The 21,850-nt window shown below is 41.8% G+C and carries 23 protein-coding genes; 15 read left to right on the forward strand and 8 right to left on the reverse strand.

The genetic code is table 11. The features are described from left to right. Positions 1-201 precede the first annotated feature (201 nt). The 4 genes from pepQ to hemG (LMH66_RS15275) all read left to right on the forward strand — a co-directional run bounded on the left by pepQ (position 202) and on the right by hemG (LMH66_RS15275) (position 4,262). A complete protein-coding gene (gene pepQ / locus LMH66_RS15260) occupies positions 202-1,524 on the forward strand; it encodes a Xaa-Pro dipeptidase (RefSeq protein WP_229371012.1) in 1,323 nt (440 codons plus the stop codon). Continuing rightward, the gene (locus LMH66_RS15265) at positions 1,517-2,131 is read left to right on the forward strand and encodes a YigZ family protein (protein ID WP_229371014.1); all 615 of its coding nucleotides are present in this window, start codon (positions 1,517-1,519) and stop codon (positions 2,129-2,131) included. The genes pepQ and LMH66_RS15265 overlap by 8 nt, the downstream gene beginning before the upstream one ends. 95 nt (positions 2,132-2,226) lie before the next feature. Further along, positions 2,227-3,684: a TrkH family potassium uptake protein gene (locus LMH66_RS15270; RefSeq protein WP_102529100.1), complete on the forward strand. Its 1,458-nt coding sequence runs from the start codon at positions 2,227-2,229 to the stop codon at positions 3,682-3,684. A 50-nt stretch (positions 3,685-3,734) separates the two neighbouring features. Further along, complete coding sequence (hemG, locus tag LMH66_RS15275; RefSeq protein WP_229371017.1) at positions 3,735-4,262, forward strand: menaquinone-dependent protoporphyrinogen IX dehydrogenase; 528 nt, start codon at positions 3,735-3,737, stop codon at positions 4,260-4,262. A gap of 76 nt (positions 4,263-4,338) precedes the next feature. On the opposite strand, the gene LMH66_RS15280 is transcribed toward hemG (LMH66_RS15275), so the two are convergent. Further along, a complete protein-coding gene (locus LMH66_RS15280) occupies positions 4,339-4,647 on the reverse strand; it encodes an ArsR/SmtB family transcription factor (RefSeq protein ID WP_102529098.1) in 309 nt (102 codons plus the stop codon). A 186-nt stretch (positions 4,648-4,833) separates the two neighbouring features. Here LMH66_RS15280 and hemG (LMH66_RS15285) point away from each other — a divergent pair, with 186 nt between their 5' ends. Continuing rightward, complete coding sequence (hemG, locus tag LMH66_RS15285) at positions 4,834-5,388, forward strand: menaquinone-dependent protoporphyrinogen IX dehydrogenase (RefSeq protein WP_229371019.1); 555 nt, start codon at positions 4,834-4,836, stop codon at positions 5,386-5,388. A gap of 111 nt (positions 5,389-5,499) precedes the next feature. Here hemG (LMH66_RS15285) and LMH66_RS15290 read toward each other — a convergent pair whose 3' ends face one another. Genes LMH66_RS15290 through def form a run of 5 tightly spaced genes read right to left on the reverse strand, consistent with a single transcriptional unit; the run spans position 5,500 to position 11,167 of the window. Continuing rightward, the gene (locus LMH66_RS15290; protein WP_229371021.1) at positions 5,500-6,942 is read right to left on the reverse strand and encodes a TrkH family potassium uptake protein; all 1,443 of its coding nucleotides are present in this window, start codon (positions 6,940-6,942) and stop codon (positions 5,500-5,502) included. Positions 6,943-6,948: 6 nt separating this feature from the next. Further along, the gene (trkA, locus tag LMH66_RS15295) at positions 6,949-8,358 is read right to left on the reverse strand and encodes a Trk system potassium transporter TrkA (protein WP_102529095.1); all 1,410 of its coding nucleotides are present in this window, start codon (positions 8,356-8,358) and stop codon (positions 6,949-6,951) included. Positions 8,359-8,388: 30 nt separating this feature from the next. Further along, on the reverse strand, positions 8,389-9,672 hold the full coding sequence (gene rsmB / locus LMH66_RS15300) for a 16S rRNA (cytosine(967)-C(5))-methyltransferase RsmB (protein ID WP_229371023.1): 1,284 nt from the start codon (positions 9,670-9,672) through the stop codon (positions 8,389-8,391). Continuing rightward, a complete protein-coding gene (fmt, locus tag LMH66_RS15305) occupies positions 9,672-10,646 on the reverse strand; it encodes a methionyl-tRNA formyltransferase (RefSeq protein ID WP_229371025.1) in 975 nt (324 codons plus the stop codon). The genes rsmB and fmt overlap by 1 nt, the downstream gene beginning before the upstream one ends. Positions 10,647-10,654: 8 nt before the next feature. Continuing rightward, positions 10,655-11,167 (reverse strand): peptide deformylase, encoded by a 513-nt coding sequence (gene def, locus LMH66_RS15310; RefSeq protein WP_229371027.1) that lies wholly within the window; start codon positions 11,165-11,167, stop codon positions 10,655-10,657. Between the two features lie 135 nt (positions 11,168-11,302). Between def and LMH66_RS15315 the strand changes: the two genes are divergently transcribed. From LMH66_RS15315 to hemF, 6 genes are all read left to right on the forward strand, one after another. After that, the gene (locus tag LMH66_RS15315; protein ID WP_229371029.1) at positions 11,303-12,397 is read left to right on the forward strand and encodes a LysM peptidoglycan-binding domain-containing protein; all 1,095 of its coding nucleotides are present in this window, start codon (positions 11,303-11,305) and stop codon (positions 12,395-12,397) included. Between the two features lie 84 nt (positions 12,398-12,481). Next, positions 12,482-13,495 carry a DNA-processing protein DprA gene (dprA, locus tag LMH66_RS15320; RefSeq protein ID WP_229371031.1) on the forward strand — a complete coding sequence of 338 codons (1,014 nt, stop codon included), beginning with the start codon at positions 12,482-12,484 and terminating at the stop codon, positions 13,493-13,495. A gap of 4 nt (positions 13,496-13,499) precedes the next feature. After that, positions 13,500-13,973: a DUF494 family protein gene (locus LMH66_RS15325; RefSeq protein WP_102529089.1), complete on the forward strand. Its 474-nt coding sequence runs from the start codon at positions 13,500-13,502 to the stop codon at positions 13,971-13,973. A gap of 151 nt (positions 13,974-14,124) precedes the next feature. Next, positions 14,125-14,688 (forward strand): type I DNA topoisomerase, encoded by a 564-nt coding sequence (locus LMH66_RS15330; RefSeq protein ID WP_229371033.1) that lies wholly within the window; start codon positions 14,125-14,127, stop codon positions 14,686-14,688. Between the two features lie 93 nt (positions 14,689-14,781). Then, positions 14,782-15,348, forward strand: a complete 567-nt coding sequence (locus LMH66_RS15335; RefSeq protein WP_229371036.1) for an L-threonylcarbamoyladenylate synthase — start codon at positions 14,782-14,784, stop codon at positions 15,346-15,348. A 10-nt stretch (positions 15,349-15,358) separates the two neighbouring features. Then, the gene (gene hemF / locus LMH66_RS15340) at positions 15,359-16,288 is read left to right on the forward strand and encodes an oxygen-dependent coproporphyrinogen oxidase (RefSeq protein WP_229371038.1); all 930 of its coding nucleotides are present in this window, start codon (positions 15,359-15,361) and stop codon (positions 16,286-16,288) included. 324 nt (positions 16,289-16,612) lie between these two features. On the opposite strand, the gene LMH66_RS15350 is transcribed toward hemF, so the two are convergent. Beyond that, on the reverse strand, positions 16,613-17,062 hold the full coding sequence (locus tag LMH66_RS15350; protein WP_229371040.1) for a group II truncated hemoglobin: 450 nt from the start codon (positions 17,060-17,062) through the stop codon (positions 16,613-16,615). A 197-nt stretch (positions 17,063-17,259) separates the two neighbouring features. On the opposite strand from LMH66_RS15350, the gene LMH66_RS15355 reads away from it, so the two are divergent. From LMH66_RS15355 to LMH66_RS15370, 4 genes are all read left to right on the forward strand, one after another. After that, entirely contained in the window at positions 17,260-18,654 is a 1,395-nt protein-coding gene (locus tag LMH66_RS15355; RefSeq protein WP_229371042.1) for an amidohydrolase, read from the forward strand. Positions 18,655-18,665: 11 nt separating this feature from the next. Next, on the forward strand, positions 18,666-19,916 hold the full coding sequence (locus tag LMH66_RS15360; RefSeq protein WP_229371044.1) for an amidohydrolase family protein: 1,251 nt from the start codon (positions 18,666-18,668) through the stop codon (positions 19,914-19,916). 68 nt (positions 19,917-19,984) lie between these two features. Next, complete coding sequence (aroE, locus tag LMH66_RS15365; protein WP_229371046.1) at positions 19,985-20,800, forward strand: shikimate dehydrogenase; 816 nt, start codon at positions 19,985-19,987, stop codon at positions 20,798-20,800. 10 nt (positions 20,801-20,810) lie between these two features. After that, complete coding sequence (locus tag LMH66_RS15370; RefSeq protein ID WP_102529082.1) at positions 20,811-21,074, forward strand: DUF1488 domain-containing protein; 264 nt, start codon at positions 20,811-20,813, stop codon at positions 21,072-21,074. Between the two features lie 36 nt (positions 21,075-21,110). Here the strand turns inward: LMH66_RS15370 and LMH66_RS15375 are convergent, their stop codons facing one another. Next, on the reverse strand, positions 21,111-21,662 hold the full coding sequence (locus LMH66_RS15375; RefSeq protein ID WP_229371048.1) for a gamma carbonic anhydrase family protein: 552 nt from the start codon (positions 21,660-21,662) through the stop codon (positions 21,111-21,113). Between the last annotated feature and the right edge of the window lie 188 nt (positions 21,663-21,850).

Here is a 21,850-nt window from a genome sequence, read left to right on the forward strand (position 1 = left end):
GCTTTGATATCTAGTTTTTTATCACAGCAGCGACGGCCATCATTTGACCAGTTGCCAAACAGTGTGCGACGAAATGAGATAAATTACAACACTCAATTTAAACGTCCGTTTAAATTTTTCTCTGCTAGAGGCATTTTTGTCCTTTGTGATACACTTCACAGGTTCTTAAACAAGAAAAATAACATCATAGGGATAGCAAAAATGGATCAGCTAGCTAATTTTTATCATGCTCACATTGCAGAATTAAATCGTCGTGTTGCCGAAATCGTCTCTCGAGAACAATTGGCTGGCTTAGTGATACATTCAGGCCAAGCTCATCGCCAGTTTTTAGACGACTTAAGCTATCCATTCAAAGTAAACCCGCAATTTAAGGCGTGGCTACCAGTGCTTGATAATCCAAACTGTTGGGTTGTCGCGAACGGTATAGATAAGCCGCAATTAATTTTTTATCGCCCAGTGGATTTCTGGCATAAAGTCAGTGATGAGCCAAATGATTTTTGGGCTGAACATTTCGATATTAAACTATTAACCAAAGCCGACCGAGTTGCTGAGTTATTACCTTCTAATATTGCAGAGTGGGCATATATAGGTGAGCACCTTGATGTCGCTGAAGTATTAGGGATGAGTAAGCGTAATCCTGACTCTGTTTTGAATTACCTGCATTTTCATCGTGCTGATAAAACACAGTACGAATTAGAATGTCTTCGCCGCGCTAACCAAATCGCAGTAAAAGGGCATCTAGCTGCTAAGAATGCTTTTTATAATGGTGGCAGTGAGTTTGAAATCCAGCAGCAATACTTGTCAGCGATTGGTCAAACTGAAAACGAAGTACCGTATGGCAATATTGTTGCCCTTAATCAAAATGCTGCCATTTTGCATTACACAGCACTTGAGCATCAGATCCCATCACCGCGTCTATCATTTTTGATTGATGCAGGTGCTAACTATAATGGTTATGCATCAGATATTACCCGCACTTATTCATTTGAGAAGAATCGTTTTTATGAGTTGATTGTCGAAATGAACAAGTTGCAGTTAGCTATTGTCGACTTAATGAAGCCAGGCGTTAAATATACTGACCTTCATCTTACTACTCATGCCAAGCTCGCACAGTTGATGCTGGATTTTGATATCGCCAAAGGTGATGCTGAGGGATTAGTGGAACAAGGTATTACTAGCGTGTTCTTCCCTCATGGTTTAGGCCATATGCTGGGGTTACAGGTACACGATATGGGCGGTTTTTCACATGATGAACGTGGAACGCATATTCCAACTCCGGATGGACATCCATTCCTTCGTTGTACTCGTGAAATACAAGCCAACCAAGTGTTCACTATCGAGCCGGGTATATATATTATCGATTCATTATTAGGCGAATTAAAAGCCGATAAACGCCAATCGCAAGTAAATTGGGATATGGTTAATGAATTGCGTCCATATGGCGGTATTCGTATTGAAGATAATGTTATTGTTCATCAAGACCATAATGAGAATATGACACGAGAGCTAGGCCTGGTTGACTGAACAATACTTAATTCCCAATCAAACATTAACGATTGAGGAAGATATTAAACATAGCCGTTTCATTACAGTGCTGTTTCACTGCTGTAGTGAAACAGAGCTAAAGTGTGCACTTACTAACTTAAAGGTCGAATACCCAGGCGCAAATCATTATTGCTATGCTTTTGTGGCGTCCGATCCTCAAAATAGTATTGCTATTGGCAGCAGCGATGATGGTGAACCCGCTGGGAGTGCAGGACGTCCTATGTTGGCGACGCTTCAAGGCTCTGGTATTGGTGAAATAGGCGCGGTTGTGGTGCGCTATTTTGGTGGTACTAAGTTGGGTGTTGGCGGTTTAGTTCGCGCTTATTCATCCGGGATTAAATCGGGGTTACCCGAATTAGCAACTGTCACCAAGTATATCCGTTATTCATCATCGCTCATTTGCAGTTATCCGCAGCTCAATAATGTGGAATATCTGATTAACCAATTTGATGGCGTTATTATCAATAAAGTTTTTACTGATGCGATAGAAGTTGAGTTTGAAATAGCGAAAACATTTCATGATGATTTTAATCGAGAATTAGCCACGCAAACACAAGGCCAGCTTAAAGCAAAGTTTAACGTTTGATAGGGCTAGAAAGTATGCCAAAATATAACGTTAAATAGCCGTTAACATAATGCTGAATGAATCCAATGCTATGCAAACTAGTACAATAATAATCAATGCAATATAAAACAATCATCAGAATTACCGGCTTGTTGATGGGATTATTTTCTATCACCATGTTACCGCCTTCTTTAGTGGCTATTCTTTATAAAGATGGCGGCGGGACTGCTTTTATTCAGGCATTCTGTGTCAGTTTGTTTCTTGGTTTTTTATTGTGGTACCCCAATCGCCGCGAAAAAGGTGATTTACGCACCCGCGAAGGCTTTTTAATCGTCGTGTTATTTTGGACGGTACTGGGTTCTATCGGTGCTTTGCCTTTTATCTTTTCTACTGAACCCAACTTAAGCTGGACTGACAGCTTTTTTGAATCCTTCTCAGCTTTAACCACCACAGGTGCGACTGTTATTGTCGGCCTTGATGACTTACCCAAAGCCATTTTGTTTTACCGGCATTTACTGCAGTGGATGGGCGGTATGGGTATCATTGTACTTGCAGTAGCGATTTTGCCGTTATTAGGTATTGGTGGCATGCAGCTGTATAAAGCTGAAATTCCAGGGCCTGTGAAAGACAGTAAGATGAAACCGAGAATTGCCGAAACCGCTAAAGCGCTTTGGTATATTTACTTATTGCTCACAGTCGCTTGTGCGACAGCATTTTACTTTGCTGGTATGAGTGCTTTTGATGCTATTTGTCATTCATTTTCAACCATTGCCATAGGCGGTTTCTCGACCCATGACGCCAGTATTGGCTACTTCGATAGCCCACTAATTAATGTCATTTGTGCTGTATTTTTATTGATTGCCGCAGTGAACTTTAGTTTGCACTTTGCTGCGTTTAGTTGGCGTGGGATTAACTTTAAAGTCTATTTTCGTGATGCTGAATTTAAAGCACTCATTGGTATTCAATTAGTGTTAACTGCCATTTGTTTTGCGACCTTATATCGCTCAGGTATTTACGATAGTCCAGAACAAACATTAGATTATGCCTTTTTCCAAGTGGTATCGATTTCAACTACCGCTGGTTTTGGTACAGAAAGCTTCCATACCTGGCCATTGTTTCTCCCCATCTTACTTATCTTTTCAAGCTTTATTGGTGGCTGTGCTGGTTCAACCGGTGGCGGCATGAAAGTCATTCGTTTTGTGCTGTTATTGCTGCAAGGCTCCCGCGAGATGAAGCGTCTTATTCACCCTAAAGCTATGTACTCTATTCGTATTGGCAAGTCAGCATTACCTGATCGGGTGATTGATGCGGTGTGGGGGTTCTTCTCGGCTTATGCGTTAGTGTTTGTCGTTTGTATGGTGTTGCTAATGGCGATGGAAATGGATGCCATTACCGCATTTAGTGCCACAGCAGCCAGCATTAATAACCTCGGCCCAGGTTTAGGTGATGTGGCCAGTAACTATGCCAGCGTGACTGATGGCGCTAAATGGGTGTTAGTACTCGCGATGCTATTTGGTCGTCTTGAAGTGTTTACCTTGTTAGTCTTGTTTACACCGACTTTCTGGAAAAACTAATTTATACCTTATGTTCACTGACAGGGAATGGCTATTTACAAGGAATTAAAATGTCGAACAACCTTATTATTTACTCAACTGTTGATGGCCAAACACTGGCAATATGTGAAAAAATCAAACAGCATTTAAGCGCTGAAAATGAACAAGTGACCATAGTGTCATTAGAACAAGCGAGCGAATTGGCACTTAGCAGTTTTGATAAGATTTTAATCGGTGCCAGCATTCGATATGGCAAGCATCGACCTGCATTATTTGAGTTTATTGCTCAGCACAGAGCTGTATTGGATGGTGTAAAAACAGCATTTTTTACCGTTAATGTCGTTGCTAGAAAACCTGAAAAAAATACACCAGAAACTAATCCATATATGCAAAAGTTTCTCACACTGTCTAGTTGGACACCTGCGTTACTAGGGGTATTTGCTGGCAAGATTGATTACCCGAAATATCGCACTGTGGATAGAGTGATGATCCGTTTTATTATGTGGATGACCAAAGGGCCTACAGATACCACGGGAACTTATGAGTTTACCAATTGGGATAAGGTTGAAGCATTCGCTAACGAGTTTAAGCTGCTGTAATTTTTCAGTGTTCGCTGTAATGACTCACTTAGGCTTTGATAGCATTTTAGTCGCTAAAGCCTAAGCTACAAGACGCTTATTTAGCGCAATATAAACGGTGCAGAATCGAAATAACTTCAGTCACTTCTTCATTTTTTAATGTGTAGTAAACATTTTGCGAACTTTTACGCGTATTGACTAAGTCCTGAGCTCGGATCACTGCAAGGTGTTGTGATAACGCTGACTGACTCAATGGTACCTTGTCATTCAACTCTGTCACGCTGTGCTCTTTGTCGAGTAATAAACACAAGATCATCAAACGGTATGGGTTAGCAATCGCTTTTAGCCACTTGGCTGCCATTTCCGCATTACCTAGCATCGAATCTACATCAATATTTTCAGACATCTATATACCTTACCTGAGTAAATACATTAAATTTATTACTTAAGTGGCATCATACTGCTGGCTAACACAGATCTCAATTTTATCGTTCAAATATATGAGTCATTTCTAATTTGTGATCAAAGAGGACGATTGCAATGGCTTTTTTTGCCACAATGATTACCTACTAACGCAACCATCGGTGTGAAAATGGCAAAAACATTAGTGATTTATTACTCAAGAGGCGGTCATACGGCGCAAATCAGTCGTGCGATAGCTGAGCAGATTGTACAGAGTGGTCATCAATGCGATGTGGTCAATATTCTTGATAATAATCATGCTGACATTGATTGGGCTAGCTATGATGCTGTTGCATTGGGTGCTTGCGTTCTTTATGGCTCGTACCATAAGTCTGTTTTTGAGTTTGTTACTCGCTACCAAGCAGAATTAAGCAGTAAGCCAAATAGCTTCTTTTGCGTTAACGTTGTTGCGCGCAAACCTGAAAAGCGAATTCCTGAGAATAATAAGTACCTGCAAAAATTTATCGAACTTTCACCTTGGACACCACAAGATGTGAAAATCATTCCAGGAAAAGTCAATTATCCTTCTTGGACTTGGTACGATAGTTTAGCTATTCGCTTAATTATGAAAATGACTGATGGACCTACCGATCCAACGACTGTGATTGATTACACCGATTGGGATGACGTGAAGGTTTATGCTGATCATGTGGTTAGCTTGATTAACTCGGAAGCGGTTAGCTAAGACTATATATTCGATCTGCAATATTAATGAAAGGTGGGGCGTTAATCGAACTGCCTTTTTTTTTACCATTATTAACTGAATTTGGGTCAATATTTATCGTTGAGACTAAAACTAGTATTTCCAAAACTTAGGTGCAAATAGCACTGCCACTGTAATTATTTCAAGTCGGCCTAATAACATCCCAAAGGCTAAAGCCCATTTGGCAATATCCGGTAAGCTAGAAAAGTTTCCTGCAGGGCCGATAACTGGCCCCAAGCCAGGCCCTACATTAGTCACAGCAGTGACTGCGCCAGTAATACTCGTTACTGCGTCTAAACCAGTTAGCACCAAGATTATTGTCAGTAAAAGAATCACCAGCAGGAACAACATAATGAACGCCATAATCGAGCGAATAATATCGTTATCAATGGTGCGATTGTTATAGCGTTTTTTAATGACGGCTTGTGGGTGAAATTGCTGTGTCAGTTGTTGGTACATGACCTTTATTGAGATCTGAAAACGAAATATTTTTATTCCGCCAGAAGTTGAGCCTGAGCAACTGCCTACAAACATCAGAAACAAAAATGTCAGGCTCGCGAATGCTCCCCATGCTTGATAATCCGTTAGGCCATATCCCGTTGTCGTTACCACTGAAACCACATTGAAACTAGAAAGCCTCAATGCATCGAGGTAATTCATATCGGACTTAAGCCATAACCAAGTCCCAAGGCTAATAGAGACAAACATAATAAACTTGATGAAGCCTTTCACCTGCTCATCATTCCACACTTTAAATGACCGCTGCTGAATAGCTTGGACAAACATCAATAAAGGTAAGCCACCAGCGGCCATAAACAATACGCCGACCCAGTGAGCTGCGGGTGTGAATGACGACATTGAGCTGTCGGATGTTGAATATCCACCAGTTGAAAGGGTGGTCATGGCGTGATTAATGGCTTCAAACCAGTGCATTCCTGATATGTGATAAGCCAAAGCACAAATGATGGTAAGTAACACATAGACTTTGAATAGTTGTTTAGCCATATGTTGGGTACGAGGGGTTGTTTTATCTCCCCAGTCGGAAGATTCGGTGCGAAACAAGCGCATACCACCAACATTAAGAAAGGGTAAAATCGCCACCGCCATTACGATAAAACCAATGCCACCAAGCCATTGTAATAATGAACGCCAAATTAAGATGCTGTGGTCCATGTCGTCGAGACCTGATAATACAGTAGAGCCAGTTGTGGTGATCCCAGACATGGTTTCAAAAAAGGCATCGGTATAATTAATACCGTGGTAAAGCGTAAAGGGCAGTGCAGCAAATAAACTGACAATTAACCAAGTTATTGTGGTTAAAAAGAACATGTCACGGATATTGAGTTTTACTTTCTTTGTGTGGCCAGCCTGAATACATAAAATGGCGACTAAGCCGGAAAATAAACCGGACATCATAAAGTCGCCAATGGTTTCTTCGTGGTAAAAAAGTGCAAACCCCATTGGCACCAGCATAAAAGCAGTGAGAATAGATAAAAATATGCCAACAATAAACAGTAGCGGCTTTAAATTCAGCATGGGTTGTTAGAAGAAAAACGCACTCGGTTGGAATAGCTTTTCTACATCCCCAATGAACTTCTTGTTCACTAAGAATAGAATCACATGATCTCCTTCTTCAATAATGGTTTTATCGTGTCCCATGATCACTTCATCATTTCGCACGATGGCACCAATAGTCGTTCCTGGTGGCAGTTTAATATCGCTAATTTGCTTACCCACTACCTTAGAGGTGGATGAGTTACCATGGGCAATGGCTTCAATTGCTTCGGCTGCACCACGTCGTAATGAATAAACATTACAGATATCGCCTTGGCGAATGTGGGTTAATAATGCCGAGATGGTGGTTTGTTGTGGAGAGATAGCAATATCAATATTCGCTTCTTGAACGATATCGACATAGGCTTCACGCTGAATAAGCACCATGACTTTTTTAGCACCCATGCGCTTTGCCAGCAGTGCAGACATGATATTGGCTTCATCATCATTGGTAACTGCAATAAATACGTCAGTTTGATCTATGTGCTCTTCAAGTAATAATTCTTGGTCAGAAGCGTCACCATTAAATACGGTGCAATTCTCGAGCTTTTCAGACAAGCTTTCTGCGCGCTCTAAGCTGTGTTCAATCAGTTTGACTGAATGATTTTTTTGCAGGCGCTTAGCCAAACCAAAACCAATATTACCCCCACCGGCAATCATGATATTACGGTACGAGTTATCCAGTTTTTGCATTTCACTCATTACCGCGCGAACGTGACGCGTATCAGCAACGAAGAAGACTTCATCATCGGCTTCGATGATGGTCGTGCCTCTAGGCATAATGGCTTTGCCTTTTCGGAAAATAGCCGCCACTCGGGTATCAATATTTGGCATATGCTCGCGTAAAGCAGCGAGGGCATTCCCGACTAAAGGGCCCCCATAATAGGCTTTTACAGCGACTAGGCTGAGTTTACCTCTAGCGAATTGCAGTACTTGTAATGCGCCTGGGTATTGCACTAAGCGTTCAATGTAAGATGTTACTAGTTGCTCTGGTGCAATCAATTCATCAATAACAAAACCACCACGAGTTTTGCCATCGCTGCTTTTCACTTCGGTATTGATGAAGAGTTTTTCTTGCAGATCTAAATAGGCTTCAGAGCGAATACGCGCAATTTTAGTTGGGGTACCAAATAAACTATAGGCAATATGACAAGCAGCCATATTACATTCGTCACTATTGGTAACAGCAATGAGCATGTCAGCATCTTCAGCGCCGGCTTTTTTTAAGGTACTAGGATGTGCGCCGTGGCCAATAACCGTTTGCAAGTCGAACTTATCTTGTAAATATTTAACTCGCGTTCGGTCATTATCAACCAGAGTGATATCGTTGTTCTCGCCTACAAGATTTTCAGCGAGAGTACCGCCCACTTGTCCTGCGCCTAAAATAATAATCTTCATTACTGTGCTGGTATCCCTGCTATAACACGCTTAGGCCGCTTTTATTAAACGGGCGTAATAAAAGCCATCCATATTGTTTTGACCAGGTAGGATTTGCCATCCAATATCATCAGCAGACGATTGCTGCGCAATCGGTGCTAGTGTCGCATCTGGAGTACGTTGTAAAAACTGTTCAATTTGCTGACTGTTTTCTTGTGGCAAAATAGAGCAGGTGGCATATAACATCGTGCCGCCAGGCTTGAGCCACTTCCAGCAATGAACAATGATTTGTTGCTGCAGTAGAGCTAGCTCTTCAATATCACTGTTCTTACGTAACCATTTAATATCGGGGTGGCGACGGATAACACCTGTTGCCGAGCAAGGTGCATCTAATAAGATACGGTCAAACTTATCACCTTGCCACCAACTATCAATATCTGCAGCATCACCATGAATAACTTGCGCTTTTAAATTTAATCTGTCCAGATTTTGTTGCACACGCTCTAAACGTTTTGCATCAAAATCCACAGCAACCATAGAGATACTCGGTTCACATTCAATGGTGTGACAAGTTTTACCGCCGGGAGCGGCGCAAGCATCCAGAACTAGCTCATCTGCTTGAGGCGTTAATAACGTCGCGGCCCATTGTGCGGCGCCATCTTGTACAGATGCAGAACCTTCTGCAAAACCAGGTAATTGCATCACATCTTTTGGTGACGACAACAGAATGGCATCATCACTGTCACCAGCACTGGCTTCAATTTCTTGTTCAGCAAGAAGGGTTAAATATTGGTCGCGAGTTTGAGATAGTTGATTGTTGCGAAGCCACATAGGAGGGCGTTGATGACTTTGCTCAATAATATCTGCCCAACTTTCTGGGTAGGCACTTTTCAAGCGTTTAATAAACCACGCTGGTGTATTGTATTTTAAGGTATCGTTGTCAGTGTTTAATGGCGCTTCTTTACGCTGAATATTACGTAAAACACCATTAACGACTTTCACTAAGCCATCAAACTTCATTTGACGACAGGCTTCTGCCGTTTCTGAAATCGCAGCATGGGCAGGAATACGGGTAAAATATAATTGATAGCAACCAACTAAAAGTAGCTGATGCAGTATTCTTTGCTTGGCTTTAAAAGGTTTACTGAGGCAATCACTGACAGACTTATCTAATTGCGGCAATTGACGCATCACGCCATAACAAAGCTCGGCTAATAAAGCTTTGTCTTTACCATTCGTTAAGTGTTGCTGTTGTTCAGGCAGGGCAACGGATAACGAAACACCTTTTTCTAAGACATTAAAAATGGCTTTTGCTGCAAGGGCTCTAACATTCATTAAGCTTGTGCCTCTTTTGATTCATCCGCGCTAATAAAACATGTGCCTTCAACAAACCACTCTGCGCGAGAATTTAAAATATCAGCTACAGGCATTTGTTTCTTCCCAGGAACTTGCATAACTTGCAATTGTAGAGCGCCATTGCCTGTTGCTACAGTGATGCCATGCTTATTGCTTTCAATGATCGTACCTGGTGCAGCACTCGTTTGCTCGGCTGAGTAACTGGCTTGCCATACCTTGATGGTATTACCTTGCAGTGGAAAGTGACTGGCTGGCCAAGGATTAAACGCACGAACTTCTTGCCAGAGCTGTTTAGCATCTTTACGCCAATCTATTTGCGCTTCTTCTTTAGAGAGTTTTTCGGCGTAATTAGCAAGAGCTTCGTCTTGCTTCTCTGGTGTGATTGAACCATCACTAATACCGGCTAACGCTTCGATAAGCGCTGCTGGACCTTGCTCAGCGAGTTTGCTGTAAAGACTAGCAGAAGTATCTGTATCTTCAATTTTTAATGATGTTTTTAATAGCATGTCACCAGTATCTAAACCGATATCCATTTGCATGATAGTCACACCAGTTTCATTATCGCCAGCCCATAACGCTCGTTGAATAGGCGCCGCGCCGCGCCATCGAGGTAAAATAGAGCCATGGACATTAATACAACCTAAGTGTGGTGTATCTAATACTATCTTTGGCAAGATCAACCCGTAAGCCACAACCACCATAATATCGGCATTTAAAGCGGCAAGCTCAGCTTGAGCTTCTTCTTTACGCAGAGATGCTGGTTGGTAAACGGGAATATCATTGGCAACAGCTAACTGTTTCACCGGACTTGCTTGTAACTTCTTCCCTCGACCTGCAGGTCTATCTGGTTGTGAGTAAACAGCAACCACATTATGTTCTGATTCGATCAGGGCTTGCAGATGTAAAGCTGCAAAGTCAGGTGTACCAGCAAAGATAATATTTAACGGTTTCAAATGGAGTCCTATGCTTCTTTAGCTTCTAAACGTGCTTCTTTCTCAAGCTTTTTCTTAATGCGGTCACGCTTCATTTTTGATAAATAATCAACGAAAAGCTTACCTTGTAAGTGATCCATCTCATGCTGAATACAAATGGCGAACAAGTCATCTGCTTCAACAATGAACTCTTCACCATGACGATCCAAGGCTTTGAAAGTGACAAACTCAGAACGGTCAACCTTAGCGTATACACCTGGTACCGATAAGCAGCCTTCTTCATTTGTGAAGTCACCACTCTTGGCGATGATTTCTGGGTTGATAAAAATTGTTGGACGTTCAACATCATCTTGCAGGTCCATCACAATTAATTGTTGATGAAAATCTACTTGAGTTGCTGCTAAACCAATGCCTTTTTCTTCGTACATTGTTTCTAACATGTTATCAATTTGGGTTTGTAGTCCTTCACCAAAATCGGTTACTGGCTTGGCTACAGTACGTAATCTTTCATCTGGAAAGCGTAAAACTTTTAATAATGGCATATATAAACTCTTAACAAGTCTGTCAAATTTCAGCCAGTTAGCTATACTGGCTTAGATAATGGGTTAATTTTAATCCTTACTGACCATCAATAACAGCAAAAGCTCTAATAAAGAGCTAAACACATGGAATGAACCATGAAACGGATATTTTTACTCGCGTTTTTGACACTAAGTACACTGTTAGTTAATGCAGATACTTTAACATTAAAATCAGGTCACCCTGATTCTTATATCGTTAAGAAAGGCGATACCCTCTGGGATATCTCTGCTTTTTTCTTAGACGATCCTTGGCATTGGCCTAAATTATGGGGCGCAAATCCACAGATTGCTAACCCGCATCTCATTTATCCAGGTGATAGATTAACGCTTGTTTTTATCGATGGCGAACCACGCTTGGTATTAAAGCAGCATATCAAAAAAGGACCTGAAGGGCGTATTAGTGATAAAGGTGGTCCAATTCCAGCGATTGATCTTGCTTTGATTCAACCTTATTTAGTCCAAAACCGTATTGTTGATCCTGAGTGGGTTGAAGGTTTGCCGATGATTTTGGCTGGCGAAAGCCCGTCTCGCCATCATGTGGTCAATGATGTGGTTTATATTAATGCCAATTTGCCTGTCGGAGAAAAGCTCGCTATATATCAAGAAGGCCGAGAGTTCTTAGATAGAGAAACTAGCGACATTTTAGGCCAAGAAATCATCTTAACGGCAAGTGGTCGTGTCATTGAGTCAGGTGAAATATCTAAAGTTGAATTATTAAGTAGCTTACGTGAGTCAAAGGCAGGCTTTAGAGTTGCGCCCGTTGAAGATGAAGCGCTGATGTCAGCTTACTTTATGCCTAAAGCTGCACCAGAAACGGTTCCTGCTAATGTGATTGCGATTGAAAAAGACATTCGCGAAGTCGGTAAACTGGACATCGTTTACTTAGATAAAGGTGAACAGGACAATATTGAAACGGGACATGTATTTGCGATATATCGCGATGGCGAGCAAATAGTCATCAATGGCGATGGCTTGCCTGTGCCAACACTTGACCGTAATGCTTATGAAAATTTAAAAGCCAAAATTTCAGATGATGACGTGTACACAATGCCTGACATTTATCATGGTAAATTAATGGTCTTTAAAGTTTTTGAAAAGACCAGCATGGCTATCATTGTTGCTAATGAGCACCCTGTACGAGTTGATGATAAATTAATTACCCCTAAAAGCACTGACTTAAGAGGCGAGTAAATATCTGAAAAACTGGTCGATTGGCTAGTTGTTTGTGCAGTATCCGGGCTAGGACCCGCCCGGATTCAACAATTATTAACTCAAATGGATGTTGAGGAATTACGACAGCGTTTAGAGTTTGAAAAGCAGTCTTTGCCGTTATCGGCAAAGCTGTTATCTCAATTTCAGATAGATTTTGACAAAGTTGATACAGCGCTTGAGTGGCAACAGCAGTCCTCACAACACCACATACTTTGCTTTTCTGATCCCGAATATCCAGCTTTACTAAAACAAATATCCGATCCGCCTTCAATATTGTTCGTAAAAGGCCAACTAGAAAGTTTGTTACTGCCATCCATTGGTATGGTGGGCAGTCGAAATGCATCTGTCGGTGGTTTGAGCACGGCTAATACCTTAGCGGCTGAACTAGTACAATTAGGTTTCTCGATTACCAGTGGTATGGCGACAGGGATTGATGGCGCTGCGCATAAAGCGGCACTAGGCAATAATGGAGTGACGATTGCAGTGTTAGGTACTGGAGTCGATTGTATCTATCCCAAAAGACACAGTAATTTATATCAGCAGATTCAACAGTCGGGCTGTATTGTCAGTGAATACTGGCCTCAAGTAGGTCCATTTGCAGGCAACTTTCCGAAGCGCAATCGAATAATAAGCGGTTTATCTCTCGGCAGTATTGTGGTCGAAGCAACACGTAAAAGTGGATCATTAATCACTGCAAGATTAGCCATGGAGCAAAACCGAGAAGTGTTTGCTGTGCCAGGCTCAGTAGCTGGTGGCTATCATCAAGGGTGTCATGATTTGTTAAAGAATGGGGCGAAATTAGTGGAATGTGCAGCCGATGTTGTTGAAGAATTGTCCACAATGACAAGCTTTCACCTTGAAGATGTCGCTAATCGTCACCATATAGAACATAATACAACAAATTTGCCATTTTCTGCGCTGTTAGCTAGTGTAGGTTATGAGACTACCAGTATTGATATGGTGGTCGAGCATAGCGGGAAGTCGATAGATCTGGTGTTAGTAGAAATGCTTGAACTTGAATTACAGGGCTGGGTTGCGCAAGTGCCTGGTGGTTACGTCAGACTAGAGAGGAGATAACCATATGTTTGATATCCTCATGTATCTTTTTGAGAACTATGTTCATAGTGAAGTTGAGCTATTAGTTGACGAAGATGAGCTTACCAAAGAGTTAACCCGTGCGGGCTTTCACCAAGCTGACATTTTAAAAGCCTTATCGTGGCTAGAACGTTTAGCGGATTTACAAGAAAGTGATAAACCTTACTTGTGTAATCATGCGCAGCAATCATTTCGAATTTATACCAAAGACGAGATGGCGAAATTGGATGTTGAAAGCCGAGGTTTTATTTTATTCCTCGAGCAAATCCAAGTGCTGACAGTGGAAACTCGTGAAATGGTCATTGACCGCGTCATGGCGTTAGATGAAACCTCCCTAATCTTGGAAGATTTAAAATGGGTGGTGTTGATGGTGCTGTTTAATGTGCCAGGCAACGAATCAGCTTATGAACAAATGGAAGATCTTATTTTTGAGCAGCCTGATGGCCGTTTACATTCATAAGATTGGTTGTTTGTGATGAAGTGATTAAAAAGGAGGCTAGGCCTCCTTTTTTGATCTTCTTGTTTGCTACTATATTTTTATACCAATTATATCCTTTACTACCCATGAAGGCTGAAACCAGTTTTCACCTTAAATGTGAATCGAGAGCCAGATGTCTAAAATAGATGAGCAGTTATTTACCGTGCACGAACACGCTTTAGAAAAAGAGTTTGAGCTCTGCCCTAAGTGTGGCTGCGAGTTGTCGGTTAAGAACAGTAAGCATGGTGGCTTCATTGGTTGTAATAATTATCCCACTTGTGACTTTACCAGGCCCTTAGTGCAGCATGAGTCAATAGAGACTCAAGTAATAGAAGGCTCTGAATGTCCCGATTGTGGTAATGAGTTAGCGGTTAAGTCTGGACGTTTTGGTATTTTTATTGGTTGCACAAATTACCCTGAGTGTACCCATATTGAAAAGCACGATCATGATGCAGAAGCTGAAGTAATACCTTGCCCACATTGTAAAAAAGGTCATTTAGAGTCTCGCACGAGTCGTTACGGCAAAACCTTCTTTGCTTGTAATTGTTACCCTAAGTGCAAATACTTAGTGAATTACCCACCTCATAACGAAACATGCCCTGAATGTGACTTTGGTATTCTTGTTGAGCGTAAAGGCGCGGCGGGGAGTCGCTTAGAGTGTCCTCAAAAATCCTGTAAATATAAACGTCCGCTTTAAGCTTATGACTAAATAGCTGGTATATCAGTATTTGTTCATATCCGTATAGTCTGTATAATTTGCCATTAATTTAAGAAGGTTAAAGGGAAAATCATGCAGCTGTTGCAACCATCTGAAGTCGGCAAGGTGTTTGTTGAAGGGGGCGTTATTGCTTACCCTACAGAGGCGGTTTATGGCCTCGGATGTGATCCTGATAATCTTTCTGCTATCCAAAAATTGCTGGATATAAAACAACGACCTTGGCAAAAGGGCTTAATCCTTGTGGCCAGTGATTACCAGCAACTCAAGCCTTACATCGATGAAGCTCAACTAACAGAAGAACAACTGGCTTTTGCATTCAGCAAATGGCCAGGTCCTTATACGTTTGTTATGCCCATTAAAGCGGGTGTTAGTAAGTTGCTTTGTGGTGAGTTTGATTCAATTGCGGTACGCATCTCTGCCCATCCTGTGGTGAGAGCCCTTTGCGATAGCGTGAATAAACCTTTTGTTTCAAGTAGTGCTAACTTAGCAGGTCAAAATCCTGCCATGTCAGCAAGTGAAATTGAACAGACTTTTTCTGCTGACGTTAATGCCCTCGTACTCGGTGAGTTAGGAGCTCAACGTCAGCCTTCAACAATTATCGACGCCCGCAGCGGTAAAGTGCTGCGCAATGGACAATAAGGATTTTGATATGGCAATACCTGATGCCTCAGTAGTTAAGCAATATTTGTTAGCGCTTCAAGCAAGCATTTGTGAAGGTTTAGAAACGCTTGATGAAAAAGCTAAGTTTCAAGCTGAGTCGTGGGAACGCGCTGAAGGCGGTGGTGGCACTAGTAGGGTATTAACCAACGGGCAAGTATTTGAGCAAGCTGGGGTGAACTTTTCCCATGTAATGGGAGCAGCAATGCCAGCATCTGCTACAGCGCACCGTCCTGAACTTGCAGGTAGAAGTTTTGAAGCCATGGGCGTGTCATTAGTGATCCACCCTAAAAACCCATTCATTCCGACCACTCACGCCAATGTACGCTTTTTTATTGCTCGTAAAGAGGGCGCTGATCCTGTGTGGTGGTTTGGTGGTGGTTTTGATTTAACCCCTTATTATCCTTTTGAAGAAGACGTTGTCTCATGGCATCAAACTGCGGCTGACATTTGTGTGCCATTTGGCGAAGAAGTCTATCCAAAATATAAAAAGTGGTGTGATGAATACTTCTTTTTACCACACCGTAATGAAACTCGCGGCGTCGGTGGTTTATTCTTCGATGACCTTAATGAGCACGGATTTGAGAAAAGCTTTGAATTTATGCAAGCGGTAGGTAGCGGTTTCTTAACCGCATATTCGCCAATTGTAGAGCGTAACAAAGACCTTGAATACAACGATGATGAACGTCAGTTCCAGTTATACCGTCGTGGACGTTATGTTGAGTTCAACTTGGTTTATGACCGAGGCACTTTGTTCGGTCTACAAACCGGAGGGCGTACCGAATCTATTTTGATGTCGATGCCGCCTTTGGTACGCTGGGAATATGGTTTTACGCCCGAAGAAGATTCTCAGGAGGCAGAGTTATACGAGCGCTACCTGAAACCACAAGATTGGTTACAGTTAGATAACGAGTCTTTGTAGGGGCTAAAACAATAGCTGTACTAAGTAAATGATGTCTATGCCATCATCTTTGTACGCTGGGAATATTGCTTTACGCCCGAAGAAGATTCTCAAGAGGCAGAGTTATACTATCGCTACCTGAAACCACAAGATTGGTTACAGTTAGAAAGCTAGTCTCTGTATGGTTTAAAATCGATGGAGGCACTAAATTATTTCTGCTGTTTATGCCTTCATCATTTGTTCGCTAGGAATAGGGTTTTACGCCTTTACGCGAGAACAAGGTTCTCAAAAGGCAGAGTTATACGAGCGCTACCTGAAACCACAAGACTGGTTAAACCTCGAGAATTAATCTTTATTTCGCATATTATTGGCAAGCGTTGAAATGGCCTGAAATATCACTTGCTGATGTTCAGGCTTTTTTATTGTCTGAATAATAGCTTGTTCCATGCAGATGAGCCATTGATCGACCATCGCTTGGTCAATCGCAAAATGCATGTGTCTAGCACGTAATGCTGGATGGCCATACTTTTGCTGATATAACTGTGGTCCGCCTAACCAGCCACTTAAAAATTCAAATAACTTTTGCTCAGAGTCCGCAATAGGCGCTCGATGAATAGCAAGTAGCGATTCAGTCTCGGTACGATGCTGCATTTGCTGATAAAACTGCTTTGCTAGTAATCGAATCGTTTCCTCACCACCTATCAAATCATATGCGTTGGATTGTGTAGTATCACGATCATCACTTGATATGCTGCTTTGTTGTCTAGAACTAAATAGTTTTTTTAACCAATTCATGATGATTACGCTAAGTTAGGCTAATTTGATGATGAATTATAACGACATTTTTTCTAAGTATGTAATAAGGAAAGCTCATCACTGTCGTATTTCTTAATTGTTAATGTTTTGCTACAAATCATTTCAGAGTGTTACTTTATTTACGTTAACAACTTAGTTAAATTAGGCACAACAATAATAAAAGGGAGTACAAAGCAATGGCCAAATTTGCGCCGTCATTAGTAGTAATTGCTGTATCAACGGCACTGTTAGGGTGTAATCAAACTCAACAGCAAGATCCTCAAGTGACAATTAATAAAAATCCCTATCCTAGTACTTATCAAGTATTACCTCGCATAACGACCTTGCTCACCAATGCAACAGTATTAACAGGCACTGGCGAAAAAATAGAGCAAGCGGATGTGTTGATGGTCGATGGCAAAATTAAAGCCGTTGGTGCTCAACTTTCTGCAGAGTTAGTCAAAGGTGCCACAGTTGTTGATGCAACAGATAAGTGGATCACTCCTGGTATTATCGATGTGCATTCTCACCTTGGTGTTTACCCGAGTCCTAGCGCCGATGCGCATAGTGACGGCAATGAAGTGACCAACCCTAATACCGCAGAGGTCTGGGCTGAGCACAGTGTCTGGCCGCAAGACCCAGCCTTTAACCGAGCAAGGGAAGGTGGCGTGACTACGTTACAAATTCTCCCTGGTTCTGCCAATTTAATTGGTGGACGTGGCGTTACCTTGAAAAATGCACCATCAACAACAATGCAGGGTATGAAATTTCCCGATGCGCCTTATGGCTTAAAAATGGCTTGTGGCGAAAACCCTAAAGGGGCTTATGGAAGAGGACAAAAAGTTGCACCAATGACGCGTATGGGCAATATGGCTGGTTATCGCCAAGCCTTTATAGAAGCGACAGAGTATAAGCGTGCATGGGATAAATATGATGCGGATTATGCTGCTGGATTAAATCCAGAAGTCCCTCAACGTGATTTAACCAATGACACTTTAAAAGGGGTGTTAGAAGGCGAAATACTGATCCATAACCATTGTTACAAAGCTGAAGAAATGGCAATGATGGTGGATTTAGGTAAAGAATTTAATTACCACTCAGGCACGTTCCACCATGCCATTGAAGGTTACAAGATTGCTGAGCTATTGGCTGAAAATGGTAACTGCGCAGCGATGTGGCCAGATTGGTGGGGCTTTAAAATGGAAGCGAATGACATGGTGATTGAAAATGTCGCAATGGTCGATGCCGTGAAGAATTCCTGTGCCGTAGTTCATTCTGACTCTAGCACCACTATTCAACGTTTAAACCAAGAAACAGCTAAGATCATGCATAGTGCTAATCAGCACGGTTTTGAGCTAACCGAAGAACATGTCATCAGCTGGATCACTTCGAATGCAGCCAAGTCTTTAGGTATTGCAGATAAAACCGGTTCACTTGAAGCGGGTAAAAATGCCGATGTTGTCATTTGGAACAGTAATCCATTCAGTGTTTACGCTAAGGCTGAACAAGTATTCATTGATGGCGCCAAAGTGTTTGATCGCCAAGATGATAAGTACCAAGCGAAAAGTGATTTTATGTTAGGTCAAAAATAAGGAGCAAGACATTGAAAAAATTTAAAAAATCATTAGTTGCCATCTCAATGCTTGCGGGCTTAGTACCGTCACTATCACAAGCTGAAACGATTGCAGTTACTAACGCGAAGATCTATACCTCAACAGACAAAGGCGTGCTGAGCAACGCATCTGTTATCGTCGAAGACGGTAAGATCGTTGCCGTAAATCCAGAGATGGTCAATGCAGATATTATCATTGACGCCAAAGGTGGAGTCTTAACTCCTGGCTTTATTGGCGCAATGAATTCATTGGGGTTAGTTGAAGTGGGTCAAGAAAAAATGACGCGTGATACTAACGACAAAGCAGCGGATATGACTTTTGATCCTAGCCTTGCATTTAACCCTAAAAGTACAGCAATTCCTTTTGCTAGAAAAGGCGGCTTAACCCGCAGTATTGTTGCACCTGGTGGCGGCGAGACAATTTTTTCAGGTCAAACCATTGAGGTTGAATTAACTGGAGATTGGGATAGCATTGTTGCCACAGAGCAAGCCTTGTTCGTGGCTTTAGGTGCGGAACACGATGGTTCCCGAATTATCGGTATGCAGAATCTAATTAATAAATTAGATGAACGTCAAAAAGCATTAACTAAGGCGGCAACGAAGAAAGCTGATAAAGAGGCCGATAAGGCTCCAACTAAAGAAGAATTGATTTTGAATGCCGTTCTGAGTGGTGAGAAGCCTTTAATCGCTTATGCAGATCGTGCCAGCGATATTTTGCAACTCATTAAACTTAAGCAACGCTTTAAGCTTGATTTAGTGTTGTTGGAAGCTGCCGACGCTGTGGTGGTTGCAGATCAACTCGCTCAAGCAGGTATCCCTGTGGTGATGGATGCCATGCGTAATTTACCTGAAAGTTTTGACTCTTTGAATAATTCACTGGATAACGCAGGGAAATTAAGTAAAGCTGGCGTCCAAGTCGTGTTAGCTGTACCAGGTGATGCCCATGGCGTATATGGTTTGCGCTATAGTGCCGGCAATGCCGTTGCCAATGGGATGAAGTATGACGATGCAATGGCGTCGATTACGTCAAACGTAGCAGATACTTTTCACCTTGATGCTGGACGCATAGCCGTTGGCAAGCCCGCTGATATGGTGTTGTGGAGTGGCGATCCGTTTGAATACAGTAGTCACATTCAAAAGATGTGGATTAACGGTGAAGAGCAAAGCACTGAAAGTCGCCATGATGAGCTGCGTGACCGCTATATGACACAATCCAGTATGCCTAAGGCTTACACTAAGTAACTTTTAATATTAGTAATTTGCAATATTAGTAACTTAATATCAATGCAATAAACGAAGAGAGAATATTGATGACCGATAAGTATGCAGTATTTGGCAACCCAATCGCACAGAGTAAGTCGCCATATATCCATACTGAGTTTGCTAAACAAACTCAGCAAGTAATCACTTACCAAGCGATACTTGCACCGGTAGATCAATTCTCTCAATCGTTAATGGCATTTTTCACTGCTGGTGGTAAAGGGGCGAATGTCACCGCTCCTTTTAAAGAGCAAGCTTATGCGGCGTGTGATGAATTAAGTGAATTAGCAAAACTTGCAGGTGCCGTTAACACTCTTATCTATTTACCAGATGGAAGAATACGCGGTGACAATACTGACGGCGTGGGTCTTGTCGCTGATATTAAGCAGCACTTTGGTTGTATATCGAATAAGCGTTTATTGTTAGTTGGAGCTGGTGGCGCAGCAAGAGGCTGTATTAAGCCATTACTAGAAGCTGGGGCAAAAGTCACAATATGCAATCGTACGTTTAGCAAAGCGCAAAACCTTGCTGAAATTTTTAATGAGTTTGGTGAAGTGCAAGCTAGACCCATTGATGAGTTAGATACACCATTCGATATGATTATTAATTCAACATCGGCAGGGTTAGCAGGAGAGCTTATTAGTCTCCCACAAAGTATTATCAGCCCTAAAACTCAATGTTATGACATGTCATACGGCGCAGAAATGACATTATTTAATCAATGGGCATTATCAAAAGGCGCTGTTGAAGTCGCCGATGGCTTAGGCATGTTAGTTGGGCAAGCAGCGCAAAGCTTTAATATTTGGCGAGGCGTTATGCCAAATACTCAAGCTGTCCACGACACCTTGAGAGCGCAGTTGGTATAAGGGCGTTCGCATGAACCAAAGTATTATTTTTACCGATATTGTCGAATGGGATGAAGCATTAAAACAAGTGTACTTAATTGTACAAGTTCAAGGAGTGAATGTTAGCTGCTTCATTAAACCTGCGATTATAGAAAAGTTGACATCAACAACTATCAAAAATGGAACAGAAGCAATAGTTGCCTTTGAGCAAGTCAGATTTGATATAGAGGATTTAGCAGAGGCACTCATCGAATCAGAGTCGTTCGATGAGCACGGACACATATATATCGAATAGTATCGGCTTATATGTGCCAAATTTATAAAGATGGGTTTAGCTAGACTGTTGAAGGTCCACTAAATACTCATTCTTTAAACGCACATAGTTATCTGCAGATTGAGGTAAAAAAGCGATTTCTTTATCAGTTAAAGGTCTCACTTGTTTACAAGGACTCCCCACATAGAGAAACCCGCTTTGTAATACCTTACCAGGAGGGACAAGTGAGCCTGCACCAAGTATCACATCGTCCTCTAAGATAGCCCCGTCTAAAATGATCGCGCCCATGCCGACTAAAACACGATTACCAACAGTACAACCATGAAGCATAGCTTTGTGACCAATAGTGACATCATCACCAATCAATAAAGGGTTACCTTCTGGGTTAGAAGGTGATTTACGAGTAACGTGAAGAATAGAGCCATCTTGTACATTACTACGTTTACCGATACGGATGATATTAACATCACCTCTCGCTGCAACCATTGGCCAAATACTGGCATCATGATCTAAAGCAATATCACCTACTATTACAGCAGCACTATCTACATAGACATTATCAGCTAATTGAGGATGGATCCCCTGATAAGAACGAATTGAGCTAAACATATAAAATCCCTGATTTGTTTAATTACCCTCAGTATAAAGCCTAAAAGTGCTCTTTTGTTGTTAAAAAAGCATAAAAAATAGCTGATTAGTTTAAATTCTCAGCAAGCAAACGCGGAAAGTGAATTTTCTTTAAAAAAGCCCTTGCGGTGTTTCAGAATCTCCCTATAATGCGCATCCACTGACACGGC

The organism is Shewanella sp. 10N.7 (assembly GCF_020806285.1).
Classification (GTDB): Bacteria; Pseudomonadota; Gammaproteobacteria; order Enterobacterales; family Shewanellaceae; genus Shewanella; species Shewanella electrodiphila.

Coding starts and splice junctions, on each gene's coding strand:
- pepQ (WP_229371012.1), top strand. CDS start 202: ATGGATCAGCTAGCTAATTTTTATCATGCTCACATTGCAGAATTAAAT.
- LMH66_RS15270 (WP_102529100.1), top strand. CDS start 2,227: ATGCAATATAAAACAATCATCAGAATTACCGGCTTGTTGATGGGATTA.
- hemG (WP_229371017.1), top strand. CDS start 3,735: ATGTCGAACAACCTTATTATTTACTCAACTGTTGATGGCCAAACACTG.
- LMH66_RS15280 (WP_102529098.1), bottom strand. CDS start 4,647: ATGTCTGAAAATATTGATGTAGATTCGATGCTAGGTAATGCGGAAATG.
- hemG (WP_229371019.1), top strand. CDS start 4,834: ATGGCAAAAACATTAGTGATTTATTACTCAAGAGGCGGTCATACGGCG.
- LMH66_RS15290 (WP_229371021.1), bottom strand. CDS start 6,942: ATGCTGAATTTAAAGCCGCTACTGTTTATTGTTGGCATATTTTTATCT.
- trkA (WP_102529095.1), bottom strand. CDS start 8,358: ATGAAGATTATTATTTTAGGCGCAGGACAAGTGGGCGGTACTCTCGCT.
- rsmB (WP_229371023.1), bottom strand. CDS start 9,672: ATGAATGTTAGAGCCCTTGCAGCAAAAGCCATTTTTAATGTCTTAGAA.
- def (WP_229371027.1), bottom strand. CDS start 11,167: ATGCCATTATTAAAAGTTTTACGCTTTCCAGATGAAAGATTACGTACT.
- LMH66_RS15315 (WP_229371029.1), top strand. CDS start 11,303: ATGAAACGGATATTTTTACTCGCGTTTTTGACACTAAGTACACTGTTA.
- dprA (WP_229371031.1), top strand. CDS start 12,482: ATGGATGTTGAGGAATTACGACAGCGTTTAGAGTTTGAAAAGCAGTCT.
- LMH66_RS15325 (WP_102529089.1), top strand. CDS start 13,500: ATGTTTGATATCCTCATGTATCTTTTTGAGAACTATGTTCATAGTGAA.
- LMH66_RS15330 (WP_229371033.1), top strand. CDS start 14,125: ATGTCTAAAATAGATGAGCAGTTATTTACCGTGCACGAACACGCTTTA.
- LMH66_RS15335 (WP_229371036.1), top strand. CDS start 14,782: ATGCAGCTGTTGCAACCATCTGAAGTCGGCAAGGTGTTTGTTGAAGGG.
- hemF (WP_229371038.1), top strand. CDS start 15,359: ATGGCAATACCTGATGCCTCAGTAGTTAAGCAATATTTGTTAGCGCTT.
- LMH66_RS15350 (WP_229371040.1), bottom strand. CDS start 17,062: ATGAATTGGTTAAAAAAACTATTTAGTTCTAGACAACAAAGCAGCATA.
- LMH66_RS15355 (WP_229371042.1), top strand. CDS start 17,260: ATGGCCAAATTTGCGCCGTCATTAGTAGTAATTGCTGTATCAACGGCA.
- aroE (WP_229371046.1), top strand. CDS start 19,985: ATGACCGATAAGTATGCAGTATTTGGCAACCCAATCGCACAGAGTAAG.
- LMH66_RS15370 (WP_102529082.1), top strand. CDS start 20,811: ATGAACCAAAGTATTATTTTTACCGATATTGTCGAATGGGATGAAGCA.
- LMH66_RS15375 (WP_229371048.1), bottom strand. CDS start 21,662: ATGTTTAGCTCAATTCGTTCTTATCAGGGGATCCATCCTCAATTAGCT.